This is a genomic window from Micromonospora kangleipakensis (genome assembly GCF_004217615.1).
GTDB classification, from domain to species: domain Bacteria; phylum Actinomycetota; class Actinomycetes; order Mycobacteriales; family Micromonosporaceae; genus Micromonospora; species Micromonospora kangleipakensis.
Genome location: NZ_SHLD01000001.1, coordinates 4610889 through 4636011, shown reverse-complemented (window position 1 = coordinate 4636011; position 25123 = coordinate 4610889). Strand labels below are relative to the sequence as shown.

The following is a 25123-nucleotide window of genomic DNA, read 5'->3' as shown; positions in this document are numbered from 1 at the left end:
TTCGAACCACCGTTCCCGCGAGGGCTAGAGGAGCGGGTAAGCCAGTTGCAGAAGGAGTTGGCGTTGAAGCAGAACTTCCTGGCGAACTGCCGGGGCCGGGTGAGGCGGCTGCTGCGGATCAGCCCGTCGTCGACGGGGGTTGGGCGATGACGGCTTCGAAGCCGGGTCGGTCCCGGTTCAGCGGATGGCTGGCGGAGCTGCGGACGTCGGCCGCGGGGGCGCAACTGCCCGCCTCGGCGGTCGAGGTGATGGGCCTTGCCGCCCTGCTGCTGGCGGCGGTGGGAAACTCCCGCCTCTGGGCGCTTCCCCCGGCCGTTCTCGCGCTCAGTCTGCTGGCCTGGACGTGGCGTGGCGGTTCGGTGTCCGCCGGAACGTCCATTGTGGCGCGCATCCTCCTGCTCGCCTGCGCGTACCTGCTCGGCGCAGTACACGGCAGTCTTGATCCCGCCTTGGCCGTTGGTGTCGCCCTCGCAGCCCTGGCGGTTCTCAGCGAGTCGCTGTTGGCGGCCGTGTCCGATGCTGTTTACCCCGTCTCGGCCAACCTGCCCGGAAGCGGCTCACGGCCCGATCGTAGCCTCAACACGAACCGCGTCGCGCTGGTCAACGGCGCTGCGGTTCTCGTGGCACTGGTCTGCGCGTTCACCAACCTCTTCGGGGTGATCGCGCTGGCGGTAGCGACCGCGGCGCTCGGGTTGGCCCTGTTCACCGGGTTGCAGGCGCTGACGCGGGTGCGGGCGCGGCGCAGCAGCGAGACGAAACTGCATGCCGCGCTGACCGCCTACGAGCCGGTCTTTCTCGTGCATTGGAACGCACCCGCCGGCACCGCCTACCAGATCGCGATGTGGCTGCCCTACCTGGAACGCCTCGGCAAGAAGTTCTTCGTTCTGGTTCGCAGCGAAACCAACTTCAATGAGGTGGTGGGTCTCACCAAGGCCCCGGTGGTAATGCGGTTGGGGCTGAACCAGCTTGACGATGTCATCGCCCCGTCGCTACGGGCAGCCTTCTACGTCAATACCGCGACGATGAACAACCACGTTGCCCGGTATACAAACCTGGCGCACATCCAGCTCAACCACGGCGACAGCGACAAGGTGCCGAGCCACAACCCGGTCTTCCGGATCTACGACAAGAACTTTGTCGCCGGCCAGGCCGCGATCGACCGGTTCGCGGCCAACGGCGTGAGCATGCCCGCAGAGATGTTCACCATCGTCGGGCGCCCACAGGTGGAGAACGTCGCCGTCGCCACCGGGCCAATCGCCTCGATTGCCAACCCTCGAGTCCTTTACGCCCCGACCTGGGCCGGTTTCTACGCCGACTCCAACTATTCATCGCTGCTCGTTGGCTGCGACATCATCAAGGCGCTCGTCGCTCGCGGGTGCAGCGTCGTCTTCCGACCGCATCCGTACAGCCAGCGGTCCGCGGAGTTGGCCCGCGAGTGTGAGCGCATCCGGACGCTGCTGGCTGACGACCGTCGGGCGAACGGACGGCCACACGTCTTCGGAGCCGAGGCTGAGGTGGCGATGACGGTCGCGGACTGCTTCAACGCGTCGGACGCGATGGTGTCGGATGTGTCGAGCGTGGTGGCGGACTACCTGTACTCGGAGAAGCCGTTCGTGATGGTTGCCGTCTCGGTGCCGGCGGCCCAGTTCCCGGAGGCGTTCCCGCTTGCGCGGGCGGGCTACGTGATCGACGCGTACGGCGGCCGGCTGCAGGGACTCGACGCCGCCCTCGACGACCTCCTCGGCAGCGACCCCCTCGCCACTACCCGCCACGAGCTCAAGAAGTACTACCTTGGGGACATTCCGGCGGACCGGTACGCGCAGCACTTCCTCGACGAGGCCTCGCGCTACCTCTGATGCTGCGAGCGGCATCGCCGCCCACTATTGGCTCCGGTTCAGCGTCAACGCTGAACCGGAGCCAATCGTTTGTGACGCGGCCACGTGACGATGCTCCCTTGACCCTCAGGCCGGGTGGCCCGGCCGACCGGGAGCGGCTGTTGCGGGAGATCCGGACCTCCGCGAACGTCACCACCCGCACCACCGTGGTGCTGTCCACGCCGACCGGCCGCCGAAGATCAGTGCCGAACTCCCGGGCCGGGGGCGCTCCCGGGCGGCGGCGGAGCCGGCTGGTTCCAACGCTGGATGACCTGCCGTCCGTGCTCGTGACCGAGCACGCTGACGGTGGCGGTGTCCAGCCGCAGCCGGGCGCCGGCCGACGGCGGCAGGCCGATCCAGCGGGCGCCGAGCACCCGCAGGCTGTGCCCGTGGCCGACCAGGCCGACGTTGCCCCGGTCGAGCAGGGGAGTGACCCGGGCGAGCACCCGGTCGAGGCGTTCGCCGACCTGCGACGGTGACTCGCCGCCGGGGCAGCCGTCGGTCCAGATGTTCCAGTGCGGCCGGTCCTCCTGGATGTCCGCGGTGGTGCGTCCCTCGTACTCGCCGTAGTACCACTCGGCGAGGTCGGGGTCGGTGGCGTCGACCTTGAGGCCGGCGAGGTGCGCGGTGCGCAGGGCCCGCTGCCGGGGGCTGGACAGCACCCGGACGAACCGCCGGCCGGCGAGCATCACCCCGAGCGCGCGGGCCTGCCGCTCGCCGTCGGGGGTGAGCTCCAGGTCGGTGTACGAGGTGTGCCGGTGGGTGGCGCTCCAGGTGGTCTCGCCGTGCCGGATCAGCAGGATCTCTCCCATTCGCTCAGTTAATCAGCCGGAGGCTTTCCCCGTTCGCCTAGTATCCTAGGATGCCTTAGCGGTGGTGCCAGCCGCCACCGAACCGCCAGGCGTTTCGCCGACAGGAACACGGGGACGCACGGGGGAGCGGGCCGCACGGCCCCGAGCACCGCCGCAGCGGAGGGAGTCCTCGATGAGCTTCACCGAGAAGGCGAAGAACAAGGCCCAGGAGCTGAGCGGAGTCGCCAAGGAGCGGATTGGCGAGGCCACCGACAACGAACGGTTGCGGGCGGAGGGCGCCACCGAGCAGAGCACGGCGCGGGCCCGGCAGGGCGGCGAGCAGGCAAAGCAGGCCGGCCGGCAGTCCTTCGACAGGTGACCCGTGCGGCGGCGGGCCCCCGATCCGGGAGCCCGCCGCCGTGTGCCGGGCGCCGGGCTTGCATCCGGTACCCGGGTACGGGCTTACCGTCGAGGCATGAGCCTGGATGACGAGGGGTGGGTGCCTGAGGCGTGCACCCTGCCGACGGCGGAGCGGCCGCTGCGGGTGGCCGAGTTCGACGACCTGTTTACGACGGCGCTGCGCGGTCAAACGCGGCTGTCGTCGACCGCAGCGCGCTGGGAGTTCGCCGCGGGGAGCGCGGCGGTGGTCCGCGACCTCATCGAGCGCGAGTCCGGCTGCTGCTCCTTCTTCACCTTCCTGATCTCGGCGACGGACGACGCCGTGCTGGTGGACGTACGGGTTCCGGTCGGGCACGAGGCCGTCCTGGACGGGCTCACCGACCGGGCGGGACATCGGGGGACGGTGCGGTGAGCCTGCTGCGTAGTGGTGCGGTGGCCGCGGCGGCCGGGGTGCACCCGCAGACCCTTCGGTACTACGAGCGGCGCGGTCTCCTGGCCGCGCCGGATCGCAGCCTGGGCGGGCACCGCCGCTATCCGGCCGAGGTGGTCACGGTGCTGCGGGTGATCAAGGCGGCTCAGCGGTTGGGGTTCACCCTGGACGAGGTGGCCGAGCTGCTCGACGGACGTGAGCGGCGCCGTGGCTCCGGGTCGGGGCTGCGGGCCCGGGCGGCGGCGAAGCTGACCGAGGTGGAGGCGAGGATCGCCGACCTGCAGGCGGCGGCCGCGACCTTGCGGGCTGCGGTCGACGCGGGCTGCACGGACCTGGTGGAGTGCGCCGGAGCCGCGCACTGCCCGATCCCGTTCCCCGCGCCGGGTGGGGACCTGACCGGGCCGACCGGTGCTACTGGGTAGCCTCCCGGGATGACCGTCGCCCGTTCGCTGCTGCTGTTCGTGCTGGCCGCGCTGGCCGAGATCGGTGGCGCGTGGCTCGTGTGGCAGGGGTGGCGCGAGCACCGGGGGCTGTGGTGGATCGCGGCGGGCGTGCTGGCGCTGGGGGCGTACGGGTTCGTGGCGACGTTCCAACCGGACCCGAACTTCGGTCGGATCCTGGCCGCGTACGGGGGTGTGTTCGTGGCCGGGTCGCTGGGCTGGGGGGTGCTGGTGGACGGCTTCCGGCCGGACCGCTGGGACGTGGTCGGCGCGGCGATCTGCCTGCTGGGCGTCGCCGTGATCATGTATGCGCCGCGGGGCGGCTGACCGCTACGCCGCGGCGGCGGGCGTCGACCAGCAGCATGACGGTGAGCACCACGATGAGGGCGGCGAGCTGCGCGCCTGCGGCCGTGGAGGGCGGCGGGCAGGGCGAGTGCCATGACGATCGCTCCGACGGTGCCGGGGGTGAGGTGGTGGATGTCGACGCCGGCGCCGATGGCGACCGGTGAGAACGAGATAGCCGAGGGCGAAGAGCATGCCGGTGTCGGTGAACGCGGCGGGGATGGCGACGCTGGTGAGCAGGAAGCCGGCCATGCCGGCGAAGAGCGGGATCTTCTGGGCGGGGCGTCGGGGTGGCACTGTTTGGTCAGCCAGGCGTAGCCGGTGTAGGGGTACTAGAGCACCCCGAGGACGAGGACGACGCGGCCGAAGCCGGCCCAGGTGGGGTCGTCTTCCAGGACGCCGGCGAGCTGGGTGATGGTGAAGACGAAGACGACGTCGAAGAAGATCTCGACCGTGGTGACCCGGTGTGCGGCCTCGGGCTCCGCCGGGTTCATAAAACTGGACGCTAGTGCCCGGGACGGCGGTGGTGTCGCGATGGGGAAACGCGTCGCCCGGCACCTGAGTGGGTGCCGGGCGACGGTGGGTCGGGTCAGTCGTTGCGGTGGGCGTGCCACCAGGCCTGGCCGGACTCGGGGAGGGTGTCGATCGGGTCGTAGTAGGCGTAGCGCTTGTTGAGCGCCTCCAGGTCGGCGGACTCGATGGAGGTGCGGTAGTTCTTGGTCCAGTAGGAGATGCCGCGTTCGCGGTCGTACTCGGTGAGCATGTGGACCCAGCGCTTGCCGACGAAGGGGACGTCGCAGACGATCCGCGGGGTGGCGTAGCCGGGCAGGTAGCCCATGATGTCGTGCTGGAGCTGCTGGGCGTGCCAGACCGGGACCCGCCAGTGTTCGGCGTTGGGGATCATGTCGCACATGTAGAAGTAGTACGGCAGGATGCCGGCTTCGCCCTGGAGGGCGAAGCAGAGGTCGAGCAGGTCGGGGGTGGTGGCGTTGACGCCGCGCATGAGCACGCCCTGGTTGCGGACGTCGCGGACGCCGACGTCGAGGGCGGTCTGGGCGGCCTTGGCGACCAGTGGGGTGATCGACTGGGCGTGGTTGACGTGGGTGTGGATGGCGAGGTTGACGCCGCGCCGGGAGGCGGTGCGGGCGACGCGTTCCAGGCCCTCGACGACGTCGGGCTGGAGCCAGTGCTGGGGCAGGCCCATGAGGGCCTTGGTGGCGAGCCGGATGTCGCGGACGGTCTCCAGTTCGAGCAGCCGCATCAGGTACGACTCGAGGTTCTTCCACGGCACGTTGGCCACGTCGCCGCCGGAGACGACGACGTCGCGGACGCCGGGGTGGGCCTTGAGGTAGGCGATGTGGGCGTCGTACCGGTCGACGGGCTTGAGGGTGAGCTTGAGCTTGTCGACGGCGGGGGTGGAGTTGCCGACGAGGTCCATCCGGGTGCAGTGGCCGCAGTACTGCGGGCAGGTGGAGAGGAGCTCGGCGAGGACCTTGGTGGGGTAGCGGTGGGTGAGGCCTTCGGCGACCCACATGTCGTGCTCGTGGAGGGAGTCGCGGCTGGCGTAGGGGTGGGACGGCCAGTCGGTGCGCCGGTCGGAGGCGACGGGGATCATGTAGCGCCGGATGGGGTCGGCGAGGAACGCCTCGGTGGTCATCGGCGCGAACGGCACCATCGTGTTGATCATCTGCGGCGGCACCAGCATGGACATGGTGGCCAGGGCCTTCTGGTCGGCCTCGAGGTCGGCGTAGAAGGACTCGTCGACGAGGTCGCCGAGGACGGTGCGCAGCTGCTTGATGTTCTTGACGCAGTTGACCCGCTGCCACTGGGCGTTCTCCCACTGCTCGCGGGTGACGTGGCGCCAGCCGGGGAAGCGGGTCCAGTCGGGTTCGACCAGGGGGCTGCGGCGGTATTCGTACGGCTGCCCGGCGGTCGGTACGGCGACCGGGGCGTGACGGGGTTGAGGGATGGTCTCAACCGGTTGGGTCTGGGTCACGGCCCCTCCTCGTTTCGTGGTGCGGGTTGATCAGCGATCCCGAAGGCTACTGGAAAATATCCGGTGAAGAAATTAGTCTGCCGTAAGTTTTCCCGCGACGCGAGTCCTAGCCAGGGCTTCGGGCGGCTGGAGGTAGGGGGTCGGCGTGACGTCACCGGTGGGTCTGCACCGCGTCGTGGAACCGGCGGGGGTGCTGCCGCAGGCGGCCTGGCGGCTGGACGCCGACCCGCGGATCGCCCCGAACGAGGTACGCATCCGGGTGGAGCGGCTGAACCTGGACGCGGCGAGCTTCCGGCAGCTGTCGGAGAAGCACGGTGGCGACGGGGAGAAGGTCCGCGCCGAGGTGCTGGAGATCATCTCGACCCGGGGGAAGATGCAGAACCCGGTGACCGGGTCGGGCGGCATGTTGATCGGCACGGTCGAGGAGGCCGGCCGGCGGTCCCCGCTGGGGCTGACGGCGGGCGACCGGGTGGCGACCCTGGTGTCGCTGACGCTGACCCCGCTGATGATCCTCGACGGCCTGGCCCGCTGGGACGGGCGCAGCGAGCAGGTGCCCTGCGACGGGTACGCGATCCTGTTCGCCCGGTCGATCGCGGCGGTGCTGCCGGCCGACCTGCACCCGGAGCTGTCCCTGGCGGTGCTGGACGTGTGCGGGGCGCCGGCGCTGACCGCGCGGGTGGTGGCCGAGCACGTGGCGCGGCGGCAGCGCGAGGGTGACCCGCGGCCGGTGAACGTGGCGGTGATCGGCGGCGCCGGCAAGAGCGGGTCGCTGTCGCTGGCCGCGGCGCGGCGGGCGGGTGCCGGTCGTACCGTCGGGGTGGTGCCGGTGGCGGCGGAGCGTGACGCGCTGACGGCGGCCGGGCTGGCGACGAGCGTCGCGTTGGCGGACGCCCGCGACCCGGTGGGGCTGTCGACGGCGGTGACCACCGCCCTGGACGCGCCGGCGGACGTGACGGTGGTCTGCGTGGACGTGCCGGGCTGCGAGCACGGGGCGGTCCTGGCCACCGAGGACGGCGGCACGGTGATCTTCTTCTCGATGGCGACGAGCTTCGCGGCGGCGGCGCTGGGCGCGGAGGGCCTGGCGGCGGACGTGACGATGCTGGTGGGCAACGGGTACGTGCCGGGTCACGCGGAGTTGGCGCTGGAGCTGCTGCGCTCCGAGCCGGGGGTGCGTGGTCTCTTCGAGTCCCGGTTGGCGGCAGACTGAACCCCATGACTAACCCCTCGACCTTGTACCGCGGCGGCGTGCTGCACTGTCCGGCCGACCCGAGCGCGACGGCGCTGCTGGTTCGTGACGGCCGGATCGCCTGGCTGGGTGCGGCCGCGGACGCGCCGGCCGCCGACCGGGTGGTGGACCTCGACGGCGCGCTGGTGACGCCGGCGTTCGTGGACGCCCACGTGCACGCCACCGACACCGGGCTGGCCCTGTCGGGGCTGGACCTGTCGGCGGTGCACTCGGCCGGTGAGCTGCTGGACGCGGTGTCGGCGTTCGCGGCCGGCCTGCCGACCGACGCGGTGCTGCTGGGGCACGGCTGGGACGAGTCGAACTGGTCGGACAAGACCCTGCCGGGCGCGGCGGCGCTGGACCGGGCGGCCGGCGGCCGGCGGGTGTACCTGTCGCAGGCGTCGATCCACTCGGCGCTGGTGTCGGCGGCGCTGCTGGCGGCCTGCCCGCAGGTGGTGTCCGCGCCCGGCTACGACGCGTCGGGCTGGCTGCGCCGCGACGCGCACCACGTGGTGCGGGAGGTGGCGCTCGGGTCGGTGTCGGCGGCGCAGCGGGCGGCGGTGCAGCGCACGGCGTTGCGGCACGCGGCGTCGCTGGGGATCGCGGCGGTGCACGAGTGCGGCGGGCCGGGCACGTCGGACGAGGCGGACTTCACCGGCCTGCTGGCGATCTCCGGGGACGGGGTGCCGGAGGTGTACGGCTACTGGGGTGAGCTGCTGGGCGCGGCGAAGGCCCGGGAGTTGGGCGCGGTAGGCGCCGGCGGGGACCTGTACGCCGACGGGGCGTTGGGGTCGCGCACGGCGCACGTGTCGCAGCCGTACCTGGACGGCGACGCCGGATCGTGCGGGCACGGCTACGTCAGGGCGGAGCAGGTGCGCGACCACCTGCTGGACTGTGCGGCGCACGGCCTGCAGGGCGGGTTCCACGCCATCGGTGACGCGGCGATCTCCACCGTGCTGGACGGTTTCGCCGCGGCGGCCGAGAAGCTGGGCGTGGATCGGCTGCGGGCGGCCCGGCACCGCATCGAGCACGCGGAGATCATGAACAAGCGGCTGATCGCCGGGTTCGTGGAGTACGGGATCGTGGCGAGCATGCAGCCGGCGTTCGACCGGCTGTGGGGCGGCGCGGGCCGGATGTACGAGTCGCGGCTGGGTCTTTCCCGGTCGTTGGAGTCGAACCCGATGGGGGCGATGCACTCGGTCGGGGTGGCGTTGGCGTTCGGGTCGGACTCGCCGGTGACGCCGCTGGACCCGTGGGGTTCGGTGCGGGCGGCGGCGGCGCACCACAACCCGAAGCAGCGGATGAGTGTGCGGGCGGCGTTCGCCGCGCATACCCGCGGCGGGTGGCGGGCGGTGCACCTGGACAACGAGGGGGTGCTCGCGCTGGGCGCGCCGGCGACGTTCGCGGTGTGGTCCACCCCGGCGGGGATGGACCGGGGACTGCCGGTGCTGCTGGCCGAGGACCCGGAGCTGCGGGGTCCGGCGGACCCGACGCCGCTGCCGGTCTGCCGGGCCACGGTGCTGCGCGGTGACGTGATCTATGAGGAAGGGTCTTCGTGACAGGCAAGCTTGAGCTGGATCCGGCGCTGGTGGCGCGGGCGCGGGAGTTGGCGCGCCGCGCCGGACGGCCGGTGGTGGATCTGGCGCGCAGCCACACCACCGTGTCGGTGGAGCGGGCGGTGCTGCGGCTGGCCGGGGTGACCGGCGCCGACCCGGACGGCATCCCGTGGGTGAACCGCCTCGTGGACGCGGTGGTCGCCGACACGGGTCTGGGGCACGGGGTGGCGGCGTCGGTCTTCGACGCCCTGGCCCGGGAGCAGATCACCGACGTGACGCTGCTGGCGCAGAAGGCCGCCGCCGGGTCGGTGCGGTTCCAACAGCCGACCGGCAAGGCGGCCACCGCGGCGCGCAAGGCCGCCCGGAAGGCCGTCGGCGCGGGCATCCGGCAGATCGACCGGCGCCGGGCCGAGCGGGACCGCCTGGTGAAGCGGTACGGCGATCCGAAGCAGCGGCCGTGGATCTACCTGATCGTGGCGACCGGGGACATCTACGAGGACATCCCGCAGGCGCAGGCCGCGGCGCGGGCCGGCGCGGACGTCATCGCGGTGATCCGGTCGACGGGGCAGTCGCTGCTGGACTACGTGCCGGAGGGGGCGACCCGGGAGGGGTTCGCCGGCACGTACGCCACGCAGGAGAACTTCCGGCTGATGCGGGCGGCGCTGGACGAGACGTCGAAGGAGCTGGGCCGGTACGTGCGGCTGACGAACTACGCGTCGGGGCTGTGCATGCCGGAGATGGCGACCCTGGCCGGCCTGGAGCGGCTGGACATGATGCTCAACGACTCGATGTACGGGATCCTGTTCCGCGACATCAACCCGATCCGCACCTTCGTCGACCAGCGGTTCTCCCGGCAGGTGCACGCCCGGGCGGGGATCATCATCAACACCGGTGAGGACAACTACCTCACCACCGCCGACGCCGTCGACGAGGCGCACACGGTGACGGTGTCGCAGCTGCTCAACGAGTACTTCGCGCACGAGGCCGGGCTGGCCGACTGGCAGCTGGGACTGGGGCACGCCTTCGAGATCAACCCGGACGTGCCGGAGTCGTTCCGCCTGGAGCTGGCGCACGCGCTGCTGGCCCGGGAGCTGTTCCCCGACGCGCCGCTGAAGTGGATGCCGCCGACGAAGCACATGACCGGCGACGTGTTCCGCGGCAACCTGCTCGACGGGTTCTTCAACCTGGTCGGCACCATGACCGGGCAGGGCATCCTGCTGGTCGGCATGATGACCGAGGCGGTGGTGACGCCGTGGCTGTCCGACCGGGACATCGCCCTGCAGAACGTCCGGTACGTGCTCGGCGCCGCCGGTGGGCTGCACGAGGACTTCGTGCCCGCGCCGGGCGGGTTCATCCAGCAGCGCGCCAACCGGGTGCTCGGTGAGGCGCTGGACCTGCTGGAGCGCATCGGGGACCAGTCGCTGCTCACCGCGATCGCCGAGGGCACCTTCGGGATCATGAAGCGGCCCGCGGACCGGGGCAAGGGCCTCGCCGGGGTCGCGAAGCATGAGGGCGACTACTACAACCCGGCCACCGAGATCCTGGAAGGGCAGCAGGCGTGAGCGCCGTCGAGACCGGCGCGGGCGCCGAGAAGAAGATCGTCCGGCCGTACGGGGACACCACCGGCGACGGCATGGTGCAGGTGTCGTTCACCCTGCCGGTGCCGCACGACAAGCGGGCCGAGGGCGCGGCGATCCAGCTCGCGAACAAGATGGGCATCGACCCGGCGATGCTGGTGCACGCCAAGCCGATGAGCGACGGCTTCACCTTCTTCGTGGTGTACGGGCGGGTGAACCATCTGGTGGACCTGGCCGCGGTGCAGGTGGTGGAGCGGGACTTCCCGCTGCTGTCGGCCAAGGAGGTCAACGCGGTGGTGAAGCAGAAGCTGCGCCGCAAGCTGTCCGTGGTGGGAGCGTGCATCGGCACCGACGCGCACACCGTCGGCATCGACGCGATCCTCAACGTCAAGGGCATCGCCGGCGAAAAGGGCCTGGAGTACTACCGGGAGCTGAAGGTCACCAACCTGGGCGCGCAGGTCAGCGTGCCGGAGCTGGTGGAGGCCGCGCGGGCCGAGAAGGCCGATGCGGTGCTGGTGTCGCAGGTCGTCACCCAGCGCGACGCGCACCTGCACAACACCCGGGAGATGTCCGCGGCGTTCCGGGAGGCCATGCCGGCCGGGAAGCGGCCGCTGCTGATCGTCGGCGGGCCGCGGTTCGACGAGACGATGACCGACGAGCTGGGCGTGGACCGGATCTTCGGCCGGGGCACCACCCCCGGCGAGGTCGCCAGCTACCTGGTGCACGCGCTGATCACGAACAAGAAGGCGAGAGCATGAGCGATTCCCGGGTCGGTCTGACCGTCACCCACCGCCGGTACGTGCCGTACTCGCACGCCCACTACGCGGGGAACCTGGTCGACGGGGCGTACGCGCTGGGGCTGTTCGGGGACGTCGCCACGGAGGTGTGCATCCGCACCGACGGCGACGAGGGGCTCTTCGCCTCCTACTCCGACGTGCAGTTCACCGCGCCGATGAAGGCCGGCGACGTGCTGGAGGTGACCGCGACGGTGACCCGGGTGGGCACCCGCAGCCGCGCCATCGACTTCGAGGCCCGGGTGGTGTGCCGGGGCCGGCCGGACAGGTCGGCGTCGGCCGCCGAGGTCCTGGCGGAGCCGATCGTGGCGGTCACCGCGACCGGCACGGTGGTCGTACCCCCGGCGGCGTGAACGTCGCCGTCTGCGCCGACGTCGGATCCACGTACACCAAGGCGGCGGTGGTCGACCTCGACGGCGGCCGGCTGGTCGCGGCCGCGTCGGCGCCCACCACCGTCGGCACCGACGTGCTGCACGGTTTGGACGCCGCCGTCGGCGCGGCCACCGCCGGGCTCGGCGTGACCGACGTGCCCTGGTACGTCTGCTCGTCCGCCGGCGGTGGGCTGCGGCTCGCGGTCATCGGCTACGAGCCCCTGGTGACCGCGCAGGCCGGCCGGCGGGTCGGCCTCTCCGCCGGGGCGAACGTGGTGCACGTGGCCGCCGGTCGGCTCGGCGCGGCCGAGCTGACCGCGCTGCGCGTCGCCCGCCCCGACGTGGTGCTGCTGGTCGGCGGCACCGACGGCGGCGACGCCGACACGCTCACCCACAACGCCACCCGGCTGGCGAAGGCCCGCTGGCGGGTGCCCGTGGTGCTCGCCGGCAACGCCGACGTCCGCGCCGACCTGCGCGACCTGCTCACCGCCGCGAAGGTGCCGGTGACCGTCGCCGACAACGTGCTGCCCCGCATCGGCGTGCTCGCCCCCGCGTCGGCGCGGGCGGCCATCCGCGAGGTGTTCCTGCGCCACGTCATCGGCGGCAAGCGGCTCTCCCGCGGCACCCGCTTCGCCCGGCTGGTGCGGGCCGCCACCCCCGACGCGGTGCTGACCGGGGTGGAGGTCCTCGCCGACGCCCTCGGCGGTGACCTCGCCGTCGTCGACGTCGGCGGCGCCACCACCGACGTGTACTCGGTGCTCACCCCCGACGAGCGGAACAGCGGGCCCGGGCGGGAGGTCGCCGGCACCCTGTGGCGGGCCCGCACCGTCGAGGGGGACCTGGGCATGCGGTGGAGCGCCCCCGGCGTGGTGCGCGCCGCCGCCGAGGAACGCCTCCTCACCCCGGCCGAGCAGGACGACCTGGCCGCCGCGGCGGCGGTACGGGCCGCCGACCCCGGCTTCCTGCCCGCCGACGACACCGACCGGGCGGTCGACGCCCGGATCGCCGCCCTCGCGGCCACGGTGGCGTTGCGCCGGCACGCCCGCGGCGCGGCGACCGGGGAACGGACCGGCCGGGACCTGCGGGACGTGCGGCTGCTGGTCGGCTCCGGCGGGGTGCTGCGCCACGCGGCGCCCACCGACGCCGCCGGTGTGCTGGGCGCGGTGCTGGGCGACCACGCCGGCGGCTGGCCGCTGCCGCGCGCCGCCCGACCCGTCGTCGACGTCGACTACGTCCTGGCCGCCGGCGGGCTGCTCGCCGTCGACCATCCGACAGCGGCGCGGGCGCTGCTGCGCCACCACCTGGACCGCTGACCCGCACCGACCTTGGGCGCATCGAGACGCGCCGACGCGACACGCCGTGGCGCAACACACGACAGGCCCGGGCGGGTTGACAGCGGACGGGGTGCAACACGTACCGTCTTTGAGTCCTACCACGGGAAGCGGCTGTTGTTCGCTTCGTCCCTTCGTCCGCTGGCCGAGCGACACTCATGCAACACGTCGCGGCGGCCAGGTCCAGCGGGCGGGGGTCGGCGGGGCGGCGCGAACCGGCCGCGGTTACCGGTGTACGGGCAGGGTGAGGGGCACGGCCAGTAGACAACGGCCAGGCGGGGGCAGCCAGTCCACGTCCGGTCGGTCCGAAGGTCGGCGTCGCTCATCCTCGCCCCACCGGCCGGGAAGGGCCTGGGAGCATCGGGGCGCGGCGCGAGCCGCGCCCCGATTTCGTTTCCGCCTCACACCTGCTGCTGGTACGCCTCCAGGCGGTCGGCGAGCAGCGCCGGCTCGCTCAGCGCGAGCAGGTGCCCGCCGGGCAGCTCATCGGGCGCCACGCCCAGCCGCTCCCGCGCCAGGCGGCGCTGAAACTCCAGCGGGAAGAACCGGTCGTCGCGGCCGGAGACCACCCGGGTCGGCACGTCGGGCCAGCGGCGCAGCGGATTGGGCCGGGTGAACACGGCCGGCGACTCCGTCGGGCCGCCGGCGGCCAGCATCGACGCGGTCACCTCCTCCGGCACGTCGTGGAAGAAATCCACCGCCAGGTCCACGTCGGCGTCCGGGTCGCGGCCCTGCGCGGCCGCGTACGCCGCCCGGGCCGGCGCGTGGCCGGTGGCCGCCCACCACTCGCCCGCGGTCTCCCCGGGCGCGGGGATCATCGGGTTGACCAGCACCAGCAGCCGCACCGCCGGATGGTCGGCCACCAGCGGGGCGGTGAACGCCCCCAGCGACTGCGCCACCAGCGTCACGTCGCGGTGGCCGTCGACCGCGGCGCGGACCGTGTCGGCGTACTCGGGCAGGGCGGCGTGCTCGTCGGCGGCCGGCAGACCCACCGCCACCGCCACCCGACCCCGCCGGCGCAGCTCGTCGACGAGCAGCCGCCAGTATTCGGCGCTGCCACCGGCGCCCGGAATCAACACGTACGTCATCGCCGCTGTCGGCGGCCCGTCTGCCCGCATGCCGCCCACCGTGCCAGCCGGGTACGACATCCCCCCGCGAACCGGTCGTCGCCGCGCCCGGTCAGCGGCCGGTGGGGCGGGCCCGCACGTGCAGCCGCTCGCCCTGCGGGCCGAAGAGGGCGAGGACTTCCGCGGGCTGCGGATCCGGGTTGGCGACCGCGTGCGGCAGCCGGGTGTCGAACTCGGCGACCTCCCCGGGGGTCAGCAGCAGGTCGTGCTCGGCCAGTAGCAGGCGGATCCGACCCGACAGCACGTACAGCCACTCGTAGCCCTCGTGGGTCTGCTGCTGCGGCTCGGCGGGGGTGTGTGGCGGGAAGATCTGCTTGAAGGCCTGCAGCCCACCCGGTCGGCGGGTCAACGGCAGGAACGTGATGCCGTGCCGGACGATCGCCCGCGGGTGCACCCGCGGGTCGCCGGTGGCGGGCGCGCCGACCAGCTCGTCCAGCGGCACCTGGTGGGCGCGGGCAAGCGGCAGCAGCAGCTCCAGGGTGGGCCGGCGCTGCCCGGACTCCAGCCGGGACAGGGTGCTGACCGAGATGTCGGTGGTCTCCGCGAGCTGGGCCAGGGTGACCTGGCGTCGGGTGCGCAGGGCCCGCAGCCGGGGACCCACCGCGGCCAGCACCGCAGCCTCCTCGTTTGCCATAACAGCAATAATACTTGCCGCTGAGCCGGGTCGGGCGCACGGTGGGCACCGACGACAGCGACGGAGGCGACGATGAACGACAGATACGACGTGGTGGTGATCGGCGGTGGAGCCGCCGGGCTCGCCGGGGCGCTGGCCCTGGCCCGGGCGCGCCGGTCAGTGCTGGTGGTCGACGCGGGGCAGCCGCGCAACGCGCCGGCCGCGCAGATGCACAACTTCCTCGGGCGCGACGGCACGCGGCCGGCCGAGCTGCTCGCCGCCGGCCGTGACGAGGTCACCCGGTACGGCGGCCAGCTCGTCGCCGGGACGGCCGACGACGTGCGCCGCGACGGCGACGACTTCCTGGTGACCCTGCACGACGGGCGCGACGTACGGGCCCGGCGGCTGCTGGTCACCACCGGGCTGGTCGACGAGCTGCCCGACGTGCCCGGGCTGGCCGAACGGTGGGGACGCGACGTGCTGCACTGCCCGTACTGCCACGGCTGGGAGGTCCGCGACCGGCGGATCGGGGTGCTGGCCACCGGGCCCCTCGCGGCACACCAGGCGCAGCTGTGGCGGCAGTGGAGCCCGCACGTGACGCTGCTGCTGCACGGGGTCCCGGCGCCCGGGGCGGAGGAGGCCCAGCGGCTCGCCGCGCGCCGCATCGCCGTCGTCGACGGCCCGGTCGCCGCGCTGGAGGTGACCGGCGACGCGCTGACCGGGGTGCGGCTGGCCTCCGGCGAGGTCGTCGCGCTCGACGCCGTGGTGGTGGCCGCCCGGGCCACCGCGCGGGCGGGCGTGCTGGAGTCGCTCGGGCTGGCCCCGGTCGACGTGGAGATGGCCGGTCACGTCGTCGGCGCGCAGATCCCCGCCGACCCGACCGGCGCCACGGCCGTGCCCGGCGTGTGGGTGGCGGGCAACGTCGCCGACGTACGCGCGCAGGTGGTCACGGCGGCGGGGGCCGGGTTGATGGCCGGCGCGGCGATCAACGCCGACCTGATCGCCGAGGAGACCGACGACGCCGTCGCCGACTACCGGCGTGACCTGGGCACGATGTTCGAGCGGGCTGCCTGGGAGGAGCGCTACCGGGCCCGTCCGGCGGTGTGGAGCGGGCGGCCCAACCCGCAGCTGGTGGCCGAGGCCACCGCCCTGGCCCCGGGCCGGGCGCTGGACGTCGGCTGCGGCGAGGGCGCCGACGCCGTCTGGCTCGCGCAGCGGGGCTGGCAGGTCACCGCGGTCGACATCGCCGACACCGCCCTGCGGCGGGCCGCGGCGCACGCCGCGGCGGCCGGTGAGGCGGTTGCCGCCCGGATCACCTGGGCGCAGGCGGACCTGCGTGACCAGCCGCCCACCGCCGGCCGGTACGACCTTGTGTCGGCGCAGTTCATGCACCTGCCGGGCGACGCGCGACGGCAGCTGTTCGCGCGGCTCGCCGCCGCGGTCGCCCCGGGCGGCACCCTGCTGATCGTCGGGCACCACCCGTCCGACCTGCGGACGACCGCACACCGGATGCACTTCCCCGAGATGATGTTCACCGCGGAAGAGGTCGCGTCCGACCTCGACCCCAACGTGTGGCAGGTGTGTGCGGCCGAGGCCCGGCCGCGGGCCGCGGTGGACCACGACGGGCGGGACATCACGATCCACGACGCCGTGCTGATGGCGCGCCGCCGCGGCTGAACCAGGCGGCCGCCCGATCCCGCACCCGCACCGGCCACGGCCGGTCGGGCCGGGTGGGCCTTCGGCGCGCGTGATCGAAGCTGTCGATCTCCGTTCCGCCGGACGTCGCCGAGCGCCTGGAGCGTGAACCCAACGCCAGCGCCTACCTGGTGGAGGCCGCTCGGGCGCTCATGCGCAGGGAGGCGCTGACCGCCGAACTGGCGCACCAGGGCATCCAGGTCACCGAGGAAGGCGTGGCCCGGCCGTGCGACTGGTGCTGGACCGGTCCGCGCTGCTGGCCTACCTGGCCGGATCGGTGCACGTGGGAGAGCCGCTGCACGAGGTGATCGCCGACGGGCTGCGGTTCGGCGTGACCGCCGTGGCCGCCGCCGAGACCCTCGCCGTCGTCGATGACCCGAAGGACCGGCCGGCGCTGCACCGGCTGCTCGCTCTGGGCGCGTGCGCCGTGCTGCCGACCCCCGCCGGACCGTGGCAGGAGCTGGCCTACTGGCGGGGCGTCACCGGCCGCGTGGACCTCGCGACGACGGTGCTGGCGTGCCTGGCGCACGACGCCCCGATCCTGACCGGGGAGCTGCGGTACGGCGACGGAGACCTGCCGGTGATCCAACTGCCCGACTAGGCAGGCCACCGGAGCGGCATCGGACGGCGCTGGCCGGGTAGCCTTCGCCCCGTGATCGTGGTGAGGTGCCGGTGACGACGCTCGACCGGGAAGAGACGCGTGCCACCGACGGGGCACGCGACGGCGGGGCCGGGCGTCCGCTCCCGCTGAAGGTGGCCGTGCCGCTGGCGGTCGTGGCCGGGCTGGCGCTGCTGGCCGCGTTCCCCCCGTACGGGGTGTGGCCGCTGGCGCCGGTCGGCGTGGCGCTGCTGGCCGCGGCGGCGCACCGGCGGCGGCTGCGCGCCGGCGCCGGGCTGGGCTTCCTGACCGGGGTGGCCCTGTTCGCGCCGATGCTGGAGTGGACGAACCTGCACACCGGCTACCTGCCGTGGGTGCTGCTGTCCCTGCTGCAGGCCGGCTACCTGGCGCTGCTCGGCGCGGCCACCGCCTGGGTGACCCCACTGGTCGACCGGTGGCGGTGGGCGTGGCCCGTGGTGACCGGCCTGCTGTGGGTGGGGCAGGAGGCGCTGCGGGACCGCACCCCCTTCGGCGGGTTCCCGTGGGGGCGGCTGGCGTTCAGCCAGGACTCCTCCCCGCTGCTGCCGCTGGCCGCGCTCGGCGGGGCCCCGCTGGTCACCTTCGCGGTCGCGCTGGCCGGCGGGCTGCTGGTCGCCCTCGCCTGGCGGCCGTGGCAGCACCAGGCCGGGCAGTGGCGGCCGGTGGCCGGGCTGCTCGCCGCGCTGGCCGTCGTCCTCGGCGCCGGGTCCGCGGTGCCCGTCGGCGTACGCGGCGGCGGCGAGAACGTCACCGTGGCCATCGTGCAGGGCAACGTGCCCCGGCTCGGGCTGGACTTCAACGCCCAGCGCCAGGCCGTGCTCAACAACCACGTCGACGCCACGCTGACCCTCGCCGCACAGGTCGCCGCCGGGGCGCAGCCCCGACCCGACCTGGTGGTCTGGCCGGAGAACTCCAGCGACATCGACCCGCTGCGCAACCCCGGCGCAGGGGACCGGATCTCCCAGGCCGCCGACGCGATCGGCGCGCCGATCCTGGTCGGCGCGGTGCTGCTCGGCCCCGACGCCGGGCAGGTCCGCAACGCCGGCCTGCTGTGGCGCCCCGGCAGCGGGGCAGACCTCGATCAGCTCTACACCAAGCGGCACCCGGTGCCGTTCGCCGAGTACGTGCCGCTGCGCTCCATCGCCCGGGCGGTCAGCTCCGAGGTCGACCGGGTCCGCTCCGACTTCGTCGCGGGCACCCACCCCGGCGTGCTCGAAACCGGGCCGGCGGTGCTCGGGGACGTGATCTGCTTCGAGGTCGCCTACGACGGCATCGTCCGGGACACCGTCACCGGCGGCGCGCAGCTCCTGGTGGTGCAGACCAACAACGCCACCTTCGACGTGGCCGAGGCCCGCCAGCAGCTGGCGATGGTGCGGCTGCGGGCGGTCGAGCACGGCCGTGCCGCGTTGATGGCCTCCACGGTCGGAGTGTCCGGGTTCGTTACCCCGGACGGGCGGGTAACCGGCGCCACCGGGTTCAACACCGCGGCGGTGGTGGTCCGGCAGATGCAGCTCGGGGACGGTCGTACGCCGGCCACCCGGGCGGGGGTGTGGCCCGAGGCGGCCCTCGCGGCGCTCGCCGTCGCGGCCCTGGCCGGCGCGGCGATGCTGCGCCGCCGCCGGGAGGTCGCCCCCGGATAGGACGACTGGTGCCGGTAGCCGGCGGAAGGCGGTAACGCGGTGGTCGAGGCAGCCGACACGCGGACAGCCGGCCATCCCGGGGTGGGGCGGGTCCTTGTGGTCATCCCCACCTACAACGAGGCCGACAACGTCTCCCGGATCGTCGCGCGGGTACGCGAGGCCGCGCCCGCGGTCGAGATCCTCGTCGCCGACGACAACAGCCCCGACGGCACCGGCACGATCGCCGACGCCCTGGCCCGGACCGACCCGCAGGTTCACGTACTGCACCGGGAGGACAAGAAGGGGCTCGGCGCGGCCTACCTGGCCGGTTTCGCCTGGGCCCGCCGCCGCGGCTACGACGCGGTGGTGGAGATGGACGCCGACGGCTCGCACGCCCCGGAGGACCTGCCGATGCTGCTGGACGCCGCCCGCGACGCCGACGTGGTGATCGGCTCCCGGTGGACGCGCGGGGCGCGGGTGGTGAACTGGCCGCTGCGCCGGCTGCTGCTGTCCCGCTGCGGCAACCTGTACGCGCGGCTGGCGCTGGGCATGCCGGTGGCCGACGCCACCGGCGGCTACCGGGTGTACCGGTCGACGGCCCTGGCGGCGATCGACCTGGAGTCGGTCAGCTCGCAGGGGTACGCGTTCCAGGTGGAGCTGTCCCGGCTGGCGCACCGCGCCGGCGTGCGGATCGTCGAGGTGCCGATCACCTTCGCCGAGCGGGAGCACGGCGACAGCAAGATGAGCCCCCTGATCGTCGCCGAGGCGCTGTGGCGGATCACCGGGTGGGCGTTGCAGGACCGGCGCACGGCGGTGCGGCGGGGCCTGTACGGCACCCCGGACGGTCAGGTGCGCTGGCCCTGAGCGACGCCGTGTCATGCTGGAGAGGGCGGATGTCGACCGCCCCAGGCAGATGAGGTGAGATGCGCCGAGGACTGAGGTTCGTACCGCCGGCCCTGCTGCTGCTCGCGGTGCTGGAGCTGACGGTGTTCGTCCTGGTGGGCCGGGGGATCGGGTTCGGTTCCGCGGTGCTCCTGGTGTTCGCGGCGTCCCTGCTCGGGCTGGTGCTGTTGCGCCGCGAGGGGATGCGCGCGTGGCGGGGTTTCCGGGCCGCCGTCGAGTCCCGGCAGCCTCCGGGACCGCAGGTGACCGACGGGCTGGTGGGGCTGGTGGGGGCGTTGCTGCTGGCGACCCCCGGGCTGGTCAGCGGCCTGGTCGGGCTGCTGCTGCTGGTGCCGCCGGTGCGCCGGCTCGCCCGGGTCGGCGTGCAACGTACCGCCGAGCGCCGGGTGTCGTCGATGGTCGCCGGTGACCTGTTCGGCCCCCGCCGGGTCCGGGTGCGTCGCGGCGCCCCGCAGCCGGCGCCGCCGCCGACCGCCCCGCAGCAGCCGGTGACGGACCCCGGGCGGGCCATCGAGGGCGAGATCATCGAGCCCGGCCGCCCCTGAGCGACACACGACGAAGCGCCCCCGGGAAGAACCTTCCCGGGGGCGCTTCGGTCGTTCGTGGTGCGCTCAGGCGCGGCCGCGGCGGGTGCGGACCTCCTGGAGCCGCTCGGCCAGGATGTCCTCCAGCTCGGCGATGGAGCGACGCTCCAGCAGCATGTCCCAGTGGGTACGCGGCGGCTTGGCCTTCTTCTGCTCCGGCTCGTTGCCGTCGACCAGCCGGGCGACGCTGCCGTCGAACTTGCACTCCCAGGTCGTCGGGACCTCGGCGTCGACGGCGAACGGCACCTCGAACTGGTGGCCCTTGGCGCACAGGTACTCGCGGGTCTGCCGCGGCGCGAGCTCGGTGTTGCGGTCGGATTCATAACTCACCGCGCCCAGGCGGCTTCCGCGCAGCATACGGTCGCCCATGATCGACTTCCCCTCGTTCGTGGTGCTGGTCTTCTCCGTGTAACGGTCCGTCGCCACCGGGGCATTCCCGCCCGGCTGGGTGATCCGGCCCCGCGACCCCTGCAAGGGTAGCCGGCCATGACCTGAGCCCGGCGGGGTCGTCCCCGGCCGGGTCGAAACGGTGGAGTGTTTTCGCTGTCACCGGGGATGTTAGCCGCCCCAGCTGTGCGGGAGGTGACGATGACCAGTGACGCGCCGGTCGACGCCCGACCGCCCGGCGGGAAGACCTTCTTCGGTCACCCGCGGGCGCTGTCGACCCTGTTCCTGACCGAGATGTGGGAGCGGTTCAGCTTCTACGGCATGCGGGCGATCCTGGTGCTCTACCTCACTGCCGCGGTGGCCGACGACGGGCTGGGCATCCGGGAGTCCACCGCCAACGCCGTGTACGGCACCTACAACGCGATGGTCTACCTGATGGCGCTGCCCGGCGGCTGGGTCGCCGACCGCCTCCTCGGGGCCCGGCGCAGCGTGCTGTGGGGCGGCGTGGTCATCGCGGCCGGCCACTACGTGATGGCGATCCCGGTCCGGTGGAGCGTCTTCGCCGGCATGACGCTGATCGTGCTCGGCACCGGCCTGCTCAAACCCAACATCTCGACCATGGTCGGCGACCTGTACGACCGGGACTCCCCGCGCCGCGACGCCGGGTTCTCCATCTTCTACATGGGCATCAACCTGGGCGCGTTCATCGCACCGCTGATCACCGGTTTCCTCGGTGAGAAGATCAACTGGCACCTGGGCTTCGGCGCCGCCGCGATCGGCATGACCTTCGGCGTGCTGCAGTACGTCCTGGGCCGGCGCAACCTCGGCGAGGCCGGCGCCCGGCCCGCCGACCCGCTGCTCGGCGCGGACCGCCGCCGGGCGCTGACCCGCATCGCGGTGGTCACCCTCGCGGTGCTGGTGGTGCTCGCCGTCCTCGCCCTGTTCGGGCTCTTCACCGTCAACACCGTGGTGAACCTGCTCACCATCGTCACCGTGCTGGTGACCATCGCCTACTTCGCCCGGATCCTCACCGACCGGGAGATCAGCGGGACCGAACGCAGCCGGATGAAGGCGTACCTGTGGCTGTTCGTCTTCGCCGCGGCGTTCTGGCTGATCTACGACCAGGCGGGGTCGGTGTTGAACATCTTCGCCGCCGACAAGACCGACCGGGACGTGCTCGGGTTCACCTTCCCCGCGTCCTGGCTCCAGTCGGTCAACCCGATCCTGATCATCATCGGCGCGCCGCTGGCCGCGTGGCTGTGGCTGCGCCTCGGGCACCGGGTCTCCACGCCGATGAAGTTCGCCGTCGGCCTGGTCCTCAACGGCCTGTCGTTCGTGCTGATGGCCGCGGCCGCCCAGGCCGCCGTCGGCGGTGACCTGGTCTCCCCGTGGTGGCTGGTGGCCGTGTACGCCATCCAGGTCGCCGGTGAGCTGGCGCTGAGCCCGGTGGGCCTGTCGGCCACCACCAAGCTCGCCCCGATGAAGTACGCCAGCCAGATGATGGGCCTGTGGTTCCTCGCCACCGCCGTCGGCGACGCGATCGGTGGCCAGGTGGCCCGGCTGGCCGAGACGTGGCCGGAGCCGACGTACTTCCTCACCTTCGGACTGGCGTCAGTGGCGCTGGGGCTCGGCGCGGTGATGTTCGCCCGGCACATCCGGCAGCTGATGGCCGGCATCCACTGACCGGCCCGGCGGTCACGCCGCCGGGGTCGGCGGCAGCGGCAGCGGCAGGCCGGGCAGCCCGTCGATGCTCGTGGCAACGTGCTCCTTCCCGGCGAAGTACGCGCTCAGCGAGGCGTCGTCCTCCCGGGCGAAACGCTTGCCGTGCAGGTCCCGGTCAGCCTCGTAGGTCATCAGCGGCACCGCGTAGCCGCAGGTGTCGCGGATCAGCTCGGCCCGCACCAGGATGATCGCGCGCAGGCCGTGCTCGCCGGCGTCGATGTCGGGGAAGAGCCGGACCAGGTCGGCCCAGCGGGGATCGTCGCGGAACACCGGCTCGCCGCGGCCGTGCACCCGCACGATGTTCGGCGGGCCGGAGAAGGCGCACCACATCAGCGTGATCCGGCCGTTCTCCCGCAGGTGAGCGATCGTCTCGGCGTTGGAGCCGGCGAAGTCCAGGTAGGCGACCGTCCGGTCGTCGACGACGGCGAAGGAACCGCGCAGACCCTTGGGGGAGAGGTTGACCGTGCCGTCGCCGGAGAGCGGCGCGGTGGCGGTGAAGAACATCGGCTGCTCCTCGATGAAGGTGCGCAGCCGGCCGTCGATGCGTTCATACGTCTTTCCCACCTCGGCATCATCGCCGCCGACGGGGACGTCCCGCTGTCCCGTCCCAGCCCGCGGTGGCGTGCGGGCGGTCACCCCCGGCGGGTGCGCCGATCGCCGGGGGTGGGGATGGCGACGCGAGACCGAACGTGTCAGGCGTTGTCCGGTTGGCGGGAGCTGAGTCGGGCGAGGGCGCCGGCGAGGTCGCTGACCTGGTCGGCGAGCTGCGCGGCCCGCCGCTGGGCCAGGTCCCGGTCGGCCTCGGCGGAGCGCAGCCGTACCGTCAGCTCCGCCAGCCGGGCCTCGACGGACGCGGCGGCGTCGCGCGCGACGGCCAGGTCGGCCGCCAGGCCGTCCCGCTCGGCCGTCCGTCCGGCCAGCTCCGCGCGGGCGGCGGCGGCCGCCGCGCCGGCCTCCTGCCGCGCGGCCTCGGCCCGGTCCCGGGCGTCGTCCGCCTGCTGGCGGGCCCGGTCGGCCTCGGCGGCGGCCGCCTGCGCCCGGGCGGCCTCGGCCCGCGCGGCCTCGGCCTCCGTGCGGGACTGCGTGGCCTCGGTACGCGCCTGCGTGGCGTCGGCGCGCAGCCGCTCGGCCCGCTCCAGGGCCTCGCCGGCTGAGCGGGTGGCCCGCTCGGCGTCGCCCCGCGCGGCGTCCCGCTCGGCGGTCAGGTCGGTCAGGCGGCGCCGCTCGCCCTCCAGCTCCGACCGGAGGGTACGCAGCTCGCTGCGGGCGGCATCGCGGTCCCGTTCGGCCTGCACCCGCAGGGCCTGCGCCGCGCCGGCCTCCCGTCGGGCCTCGTCCCGGCCCGACTCGGCCTGCGCCACCCGACCGGCGGCGCGGGTCGCCTCCTCGACGGCCCGGTCCGCCCGCTCGCGGGCCGCGTCCCGGTCGGCGACCGCCGTGCGGGCCTCCTGACGGGCCCGGACCGCCGCCGCGGCCGCGTCCTCGGCCTCGCGGCGGGCCTCGTCCCGCTCGGTGTGCGCGGCCGCCACCTGCGCGGCCGCCTCGGCGCGCAGCTGCGCGAGCTGCCGCTCGACGCCGGCGGGGGAAAGCTCCGCGTGCAGCGCCTCGGTGAGGCTCTCCACGATCTGGTCCAGCCGGTCCACCGCCTCCCAGGTGCGGGCGACCTGGCCGGGCAGGCCGGGGGAGTTTCGGTGGCGCATCCGGGAGTTGCGTGACGCCCGCTGGCAGGCGCCGTCGTTGTCCCGGCAGTACCGGAACGGCCGGCCCGCGCCGGCGCGCTGCGGCACCTCCCGTCCACAGTGGGCGCAGGGACGGGTATCGGGGGTGGGCTGGGCGTTCATCGAGGGCGAAGTCTAGTGGTGGGTCGGCTCATCGGCGCGAAGGTGTGGCGGCGTTGCAGCAGCACCGCGACGAGCATCACCGCCGCCGGCAGCAGCCCGAACCCGTAGCGGATGGCGGCCGGCGCGGCGCCGGACCCGGCCACGGTCTCCCCGGCGGCGGAGGCGGTGAAGCCCGCCGCCAGGCGGAGCGCGTACGCGTCCGGGCCGAGGGCGGCCGGCGGGATCGCCACCGGTGACCTGGACGCCGCCTCCGTCGCGGCGGGGATGGTCTGACGGCACCGCGACGCCGGACGTTAGGGTGCGGCGTGGCCGTCTCCCCGTACATCGTCCAGATGCGCAAGCACATCGGTAACGACCTGCTCCTGCTGCCGGGGGTCAGCGCCGTGGTGCGCGACGACGCCGGGCGGGTGCTGCTGGCCCGGCGCGGCGACAACGGCCGCTGGTCGTTGCCGGCCGGCGTCATCGACCCGGGCGAGCAGCCGGCGGACGCGGTGCTGCGGGAGGTCCTCGAGGAGACCGGGGTGCGCGTCGAGATCGAGCGGGTCGGCGGGGTCGCCACCCACCCTGTCGTCTACCCCAACGGCGACGCCTGCGAGTACCTCAACGTGTGGTTCCGCTGCCGCCCGGTCGGCGGCACCCCGACGGCCGACGGCGACGAGTCCACCGAGGTCGGCTGGTTCGACCCGGACGATCTGCCCGAGCTGGACGACTGGTCCCGGCTGCGGATCGACACCACCCTGCGGGAGGAGGCCCCCACCTGGCACGCCCGGCCGGGCGAGCGGCACCCGGCGCTCGGCCAACCGGACGCGCTCTGACCAGGCCCGACGCTTAACGGTCGACCCACCGGTCAGGGGCGGGTCACGGCCGAG

The 25123-nt window shown here is 73.6% G+C and carries 28 protein-coding genes and 1 pseudogene; 20 read left to right on the top strand and 9 right to left on the bottom strand.

Features of this window, described 5'->3' with window-relative positions:
• Window positions 1-146 precede the first annotated feature (146 nt).
• Together EV384_RS22285 and EV384_RS36215 are read left to right on the top strand one after the other, a co-directional pair.
• Window positions 147-1856, top strand: a complete 1710-nt coding sequence (locus EV384_RS22285; protein WP_130336235.1) for a CDP-glycerol glycerophosphotransferase family protein — start codon at window positions 147-149, stop codon at window positions 1854-1856.
• Window positions 1857-1954: 98 nt separating this feature from the next.
• Window positions 1955-2145, top strand: a pseudogene (locus tag EV384_RS36215) (Lrp/AsnC family transcriptional regulator); the annotation flags it as partial.
• Here EV384_RS36215 and EV384_RS22275 read toward each other — a convergent pair.
• Complete coding sequence (locus EV384_RS22275) at window positions 2075-2686, bottom strand: histidine phosphatase family protein (RefSeq protein WP_130336233.1); 612 nt, start codon at window positions 2684-2686, stop codon at window positions 2075-2077. The pseudogene EV384_RS36215 and the gene EV384_RS22275 sit on opposite strands and share 71 nt — an antisense overlap.
• 172 nt (window positions 2687-2858) lie before the next feature.
• On the opposite strand from EV384_RS22275, the gene EV384_RS22270 reads away from it, so the two are divergent.
• The 5 genes from EV384_RS22270 (at window position 2859) to EV384_RS22250 (ending at window position 4594) form a co-directional block, all read left to right on the top strand.
• On the top strand, window positions 2859-3044 hold the full coding sequence (locus EV384_RS22270; RefSeq protein ID WP_130336231.1) for a CsbD family protein: 186 nt from the start codon (window positions 2859-2861) through the stop codon (window positions 3042-3044).
• Window positions 3045-3140: 96 nt separating this feature from the next.
• Window positions 3141-3476 carry a hypothetical protein gene (locus tag EV384_RS22265; protein WP_207232410.1) on the top strand — a complete coding sequence of 112 codons (336 nt, stop codon included), beginning with the start codon at window positions 3141-3143 and terminating at the stop codon, window positions 3474-3476.
• Complete coding sequence (locus EV384_RS22260) at window positions 3473-3916, top strand: MerR family transcriptional regulator (RefSeq protein ID WP_130336229.1); 444 nt, start codon at window positions 3473-3475, stop codon at window positions 3914-3916. The genes EV384_RS22265 and EV384_RS22260 overlap by 4 nt, the downstream gene beginning before the upstream one ends.
• A gap of 9 nt (window positions 3917-3925) precedes the next feature.
• Window positions 3926-4261, top strand: a complete 336-nt coding sequence (locus EV384_RS22255) for a YnfA family protein (RefSeq protein ID WP_130336227.1) — start codon at window positions 3926-3928, stop codon at window positions 4259-4261.
• A gap of 150 nt (window positions 4262-4411) precedes the next feature.
• The gene (locus tag EV384_RS22250; protein ID WP_130336225.1) at window positions 4412-4594 is read left to right on the top strand and encodes a hypothetical protein; all 183 of its coding nucleotides are present in this window, start codon (window positions 4412-4414) and stop codon (window positions 4592-4594) included.
• A 14-nt stretch (window positions 4595-4608) separates the two neighbouring features.
• Here the strand turns inward: EV384_RS22250 and EV384_RS22245 are convergent, their stop codons facing one another.
• Together EV384_RS22245 and EV384_RS22240 are read right to left on the bottom strand one after the other, a co-directional pair.
• Entirely contained in the window at window positions 4609-4770 is a 162-nt protein-coding gene (locus EV384_RS22245; RefSeq protein WP_130336223.1) for a low temperature requirement protein A, read from the bottom strand.
• A 95-nt stretch (window positions 4771-4865) separates the two neighbouring features.
• Window positions 4866-6272, bottom strand: a complete 1407-nt coding sequence (locus tag EV384_RS22240) for a KamA family radical SAM protein (RefSeq protein ID WP_130336221.1) — start codon at window positions 6270-6272, stop codon at window positions 4866-4868.
• 145 nt (window positions 6273-6417) lie between these two features.
• Between EV384_RS22240 and kdd the strand changes: the two genes are divergently transcribed.
• Genes kdd through EV384_RS22210 form a run of 6 tightly spaced genes read left to right on the top strand, consistent with a single transcriptional unit; the run spans window position 6418 to window position 13108 of the window.
• Window positions 6418-7479 (top strand): L-erythro-3,5-diaminohexanoate dehydrogenase, encoded by a 1062-nt coding sequence (kdd, locus tag EV384_RS22235; protein ID WP_130336219.1) that lies wholly within the window; start codon window positions 6418-6420, stop codon window positions 7477-7479.
• 5 nt (window positions 7480-7484) lie between these two features.
• A complete protein-coding gene (locus EV384_RS22230) occupies window positions 7485-9056 on the top strand; it encodes an amidohydrolase (RefSeq protein WP_130336217.1) in 1572 nt (523 codons plus the stop codon).
• Window positions 9053-10615, top strand: coding sequence for a lysine 5,6-aminomutase subunit alpha (gene kamD / locus EV384_RS22225; protein WP_130336215.1), 1563 nt, complete (start codon window positions 9053-9055; stop codon window positions 10613-10615). The genes EV384_RS22230 and kamD overlap by 4 nt, the downstream gene beginning before the upstream one ends.
• Window positions 10612-11388: a lysine 5,6-aminomutase subunit beta gene (gene kamE, locus EV384_RS22220; RefSeq protein ID WP_130336213.1), complete on the top strand. Its 777-nt coding sequence runs from the start codon at window positions 10612-10614 to the stop codon at window positions 11386-11388. Before kamD ends, kamE begins: the two co-directional genes overlap by 4 nt.
• Window positions 11385-11777: a 3-aminobutyryl-CoA ammonia lyase gene (gene kal, locus EV384_RS22215; RefSeq protein ID WP_130336211.1), complete on the top strand. Its 393-nt coding sequence runs from the start codon at window positions 11385-11387 to the stop codon at window positions 11775-11777. Before kamE ends, kal begins: the two co-directional genes overlap by 4 nt.
• Complete coding sequence (locus EV384_RS22210; RefSeq protein ID WP_130336209.1) at window positions 11774-13108, top strand: glutamate mutase L; 1335 nt, start codon at window positions 11774-11776, stop codon at window positions 13106-13108. Before kal ends, EV384_RS22210 begins: the two co-directional genes overlap by 4 nt.
• A gap of 419 nt (window positions 13109-13527) precedes the next feature.
• On the opposite strand, the gene EV384_RS22205 is transcribed toward EV384_RS22210, so the two are convergent.
• Both EV384_RS22205 and EV384_RS22200 read right to left on the bottom strand, forming a co-directional pair.
• On the bottom strand, window positions 13528-14244 hold the full coding sequence (locus tag EV384_RS22205) for an alpha/beta fold hydrolase (RefSeq protein WP_242624210.1): 717 nt from the start codon (window positions 14242-14244) through the stop codon (window positions 13528-13530).
• A gap of 61 nt (window positions 14245-14305) precedes the next feature.
• Complete coding sequence (locus EV384_RS22200; protein WP_130336207.1) at window positions 14306-14887, bottom strand: helix-turn-helix domain-containing protein; 582 nt, start codon at window positions 14885-14887, stop codon at window positions 14306-14308.
• A gap of 72 nt (window positions 14888-14959) precedes the next feature.
• Between EV384_RS22200 and EV384_RS22195 the strand changes: the two genes are divergently transcribed.
• The 5 genes from EV384_RS22195 (at window position 14960) to EV384_RS22175 (ending at window position 20265) form a co-directional block, all read left to right on the top strand.
• The gene (locus EV384_RS22195; protein ID WP_130336205.1) at window positions 14960-16543 is read left to right on the top strand and encodes an FAD-dependent oxidoreductase; all 1584 of its coding nucleotides are present in this window, start codon (window positions 14960-14962) and stop codon (window positions 16541-16543) included.
• 244 nt (window positions 16544-16787) lie between these two features.
• Window positions 16788-17162, top strand: coding sequence for a hypothetical protein (locus tag EV384_RS22190; RefSeq protein ID WP_423202912.1), 375 nt, complete (start codon window positions 16788-16790; stop codon window positions 17160-17162).
• 71 nt (window positions 17163-17233) lie between these two features.
• Entirely contained in the window at window positions 17234-18838 is a 1605-nt protein-coding gene (lnt, locus tag EV384_RS22185) for an apolipoprotein N-acyltransferase (protein WP_130340739.1), read from the top strand.
• Between the two features lie 39 nt (window positions 18839-18877).
• Complete coding sequence (locus EV384_RS22180) at window positions 18878-19681, top strand: polyprenol monophosphomannose synthase (protein ID WP_130336203.1); 804 nt, start codon at window positions 18878-18880, stop codon at window positions 19679-19681.
• 59 nt (window positions 19682-19740) lie between these two features.
• Window positions 19741-20265, top strand: coding sequence for an FxsA family protein (locus EV384_RS22175; protein ID WP_130336201.1), 525 nt, complete (start codon window positions 19741-19743; stop codon window positions 20263-20265).
• A 66-nt stretch (window positions 20266-20331) separates the two neighbouring features.
• On the opposite strand, the gene EV384_RS22170 is transcribed toward EV384_RS22175, so the two are convergent.
• Window positions 20332-20673 carry an RNA polymerase-binding protein RbpA gene (locus tag EV384_RS22170; protein WP_092375853.1) on the bottom strand — a complete coding sequence of 114 codons (342 nt, stop codon included), beginning with the start codon at window positions 20671-20673 and terminating at the stop codon, window positions 20332-20334.
• A 219-nt stretch (window positions 20674-20892) separates the two neighbouring features.
• Between EV384_RS22170 and EV384_RS22165 the strand changes: the two genes are divergently transcribed.
• Entirely contained in the window at window positions 20893-22374 is a 1482-nt protein-coding gene (locus tag EV384_RS22165; protein WP_130336199.1) for a peptide MFS transporter, read from the top strand.
• Between the two features lie 12 nt (window positions 22375-22386).
• Here the strand turns inward: EV384_RS22165 and EV384_RS22160 are convergent, their stop codons facing one another.
• The 3 genes from EV384_RS22160 to EV384_RS22150 form a co-directional block, all read right to left on the bottom strand.
• Window positions 22387-22977 (bottom strand): pyridoxamine 5'-phosphate oxidase family protein, encoded by a 591-nt coding sequence (locus EV384_RS22160; protein WP_130336197.1) that lies wholly within the window; start codon window positions 22975-22977, stop codon window positions 22387-22389.
• Window positions 22978-23105: 128 nt separating this feature from the next.
• Window positions 23106-24254 (bottom strand): coiled-coil domain-containing protein, encoded by a 1149-nt coding sequence (locus EV384_RS22155; protein WP_130336195.1) that lies wholly within the window; start codon window positions 24252-24254, stop codon window positions 23106-23108.
• On the bottom strand, window positions 24251-24484 hold the full coding sequence (locus tag EV384_RS22150) for a hypothetical protein (protein WP_242624209.1): 234 nt from the start codon (window positions 24482-24484) through the stop codon (window positions 24251-24253). Before EV384_RS22150 ends, EV384_RS22155 begins: the two co-directional genes overlap by 4 nt.
• Before the next feature lie 75 nt (window positions 24485-24559).
• Here EV384_RS22150 and EV384_RS22145 point away from each other — a divergent pair, with 75 nt between their 5' ends.
• A complete protein-coding gene (locus tag EV384_RS22145) occupies window positions 24560-25069 on the top strand; it encodes an NUDIX hydrolase (protein ID WP_130336193.1) in 510 nt (169 codons plus the stop codon).
• The last annotated feature ends 54 nt before the right edge of the window (window positions 25070-25123 follow it).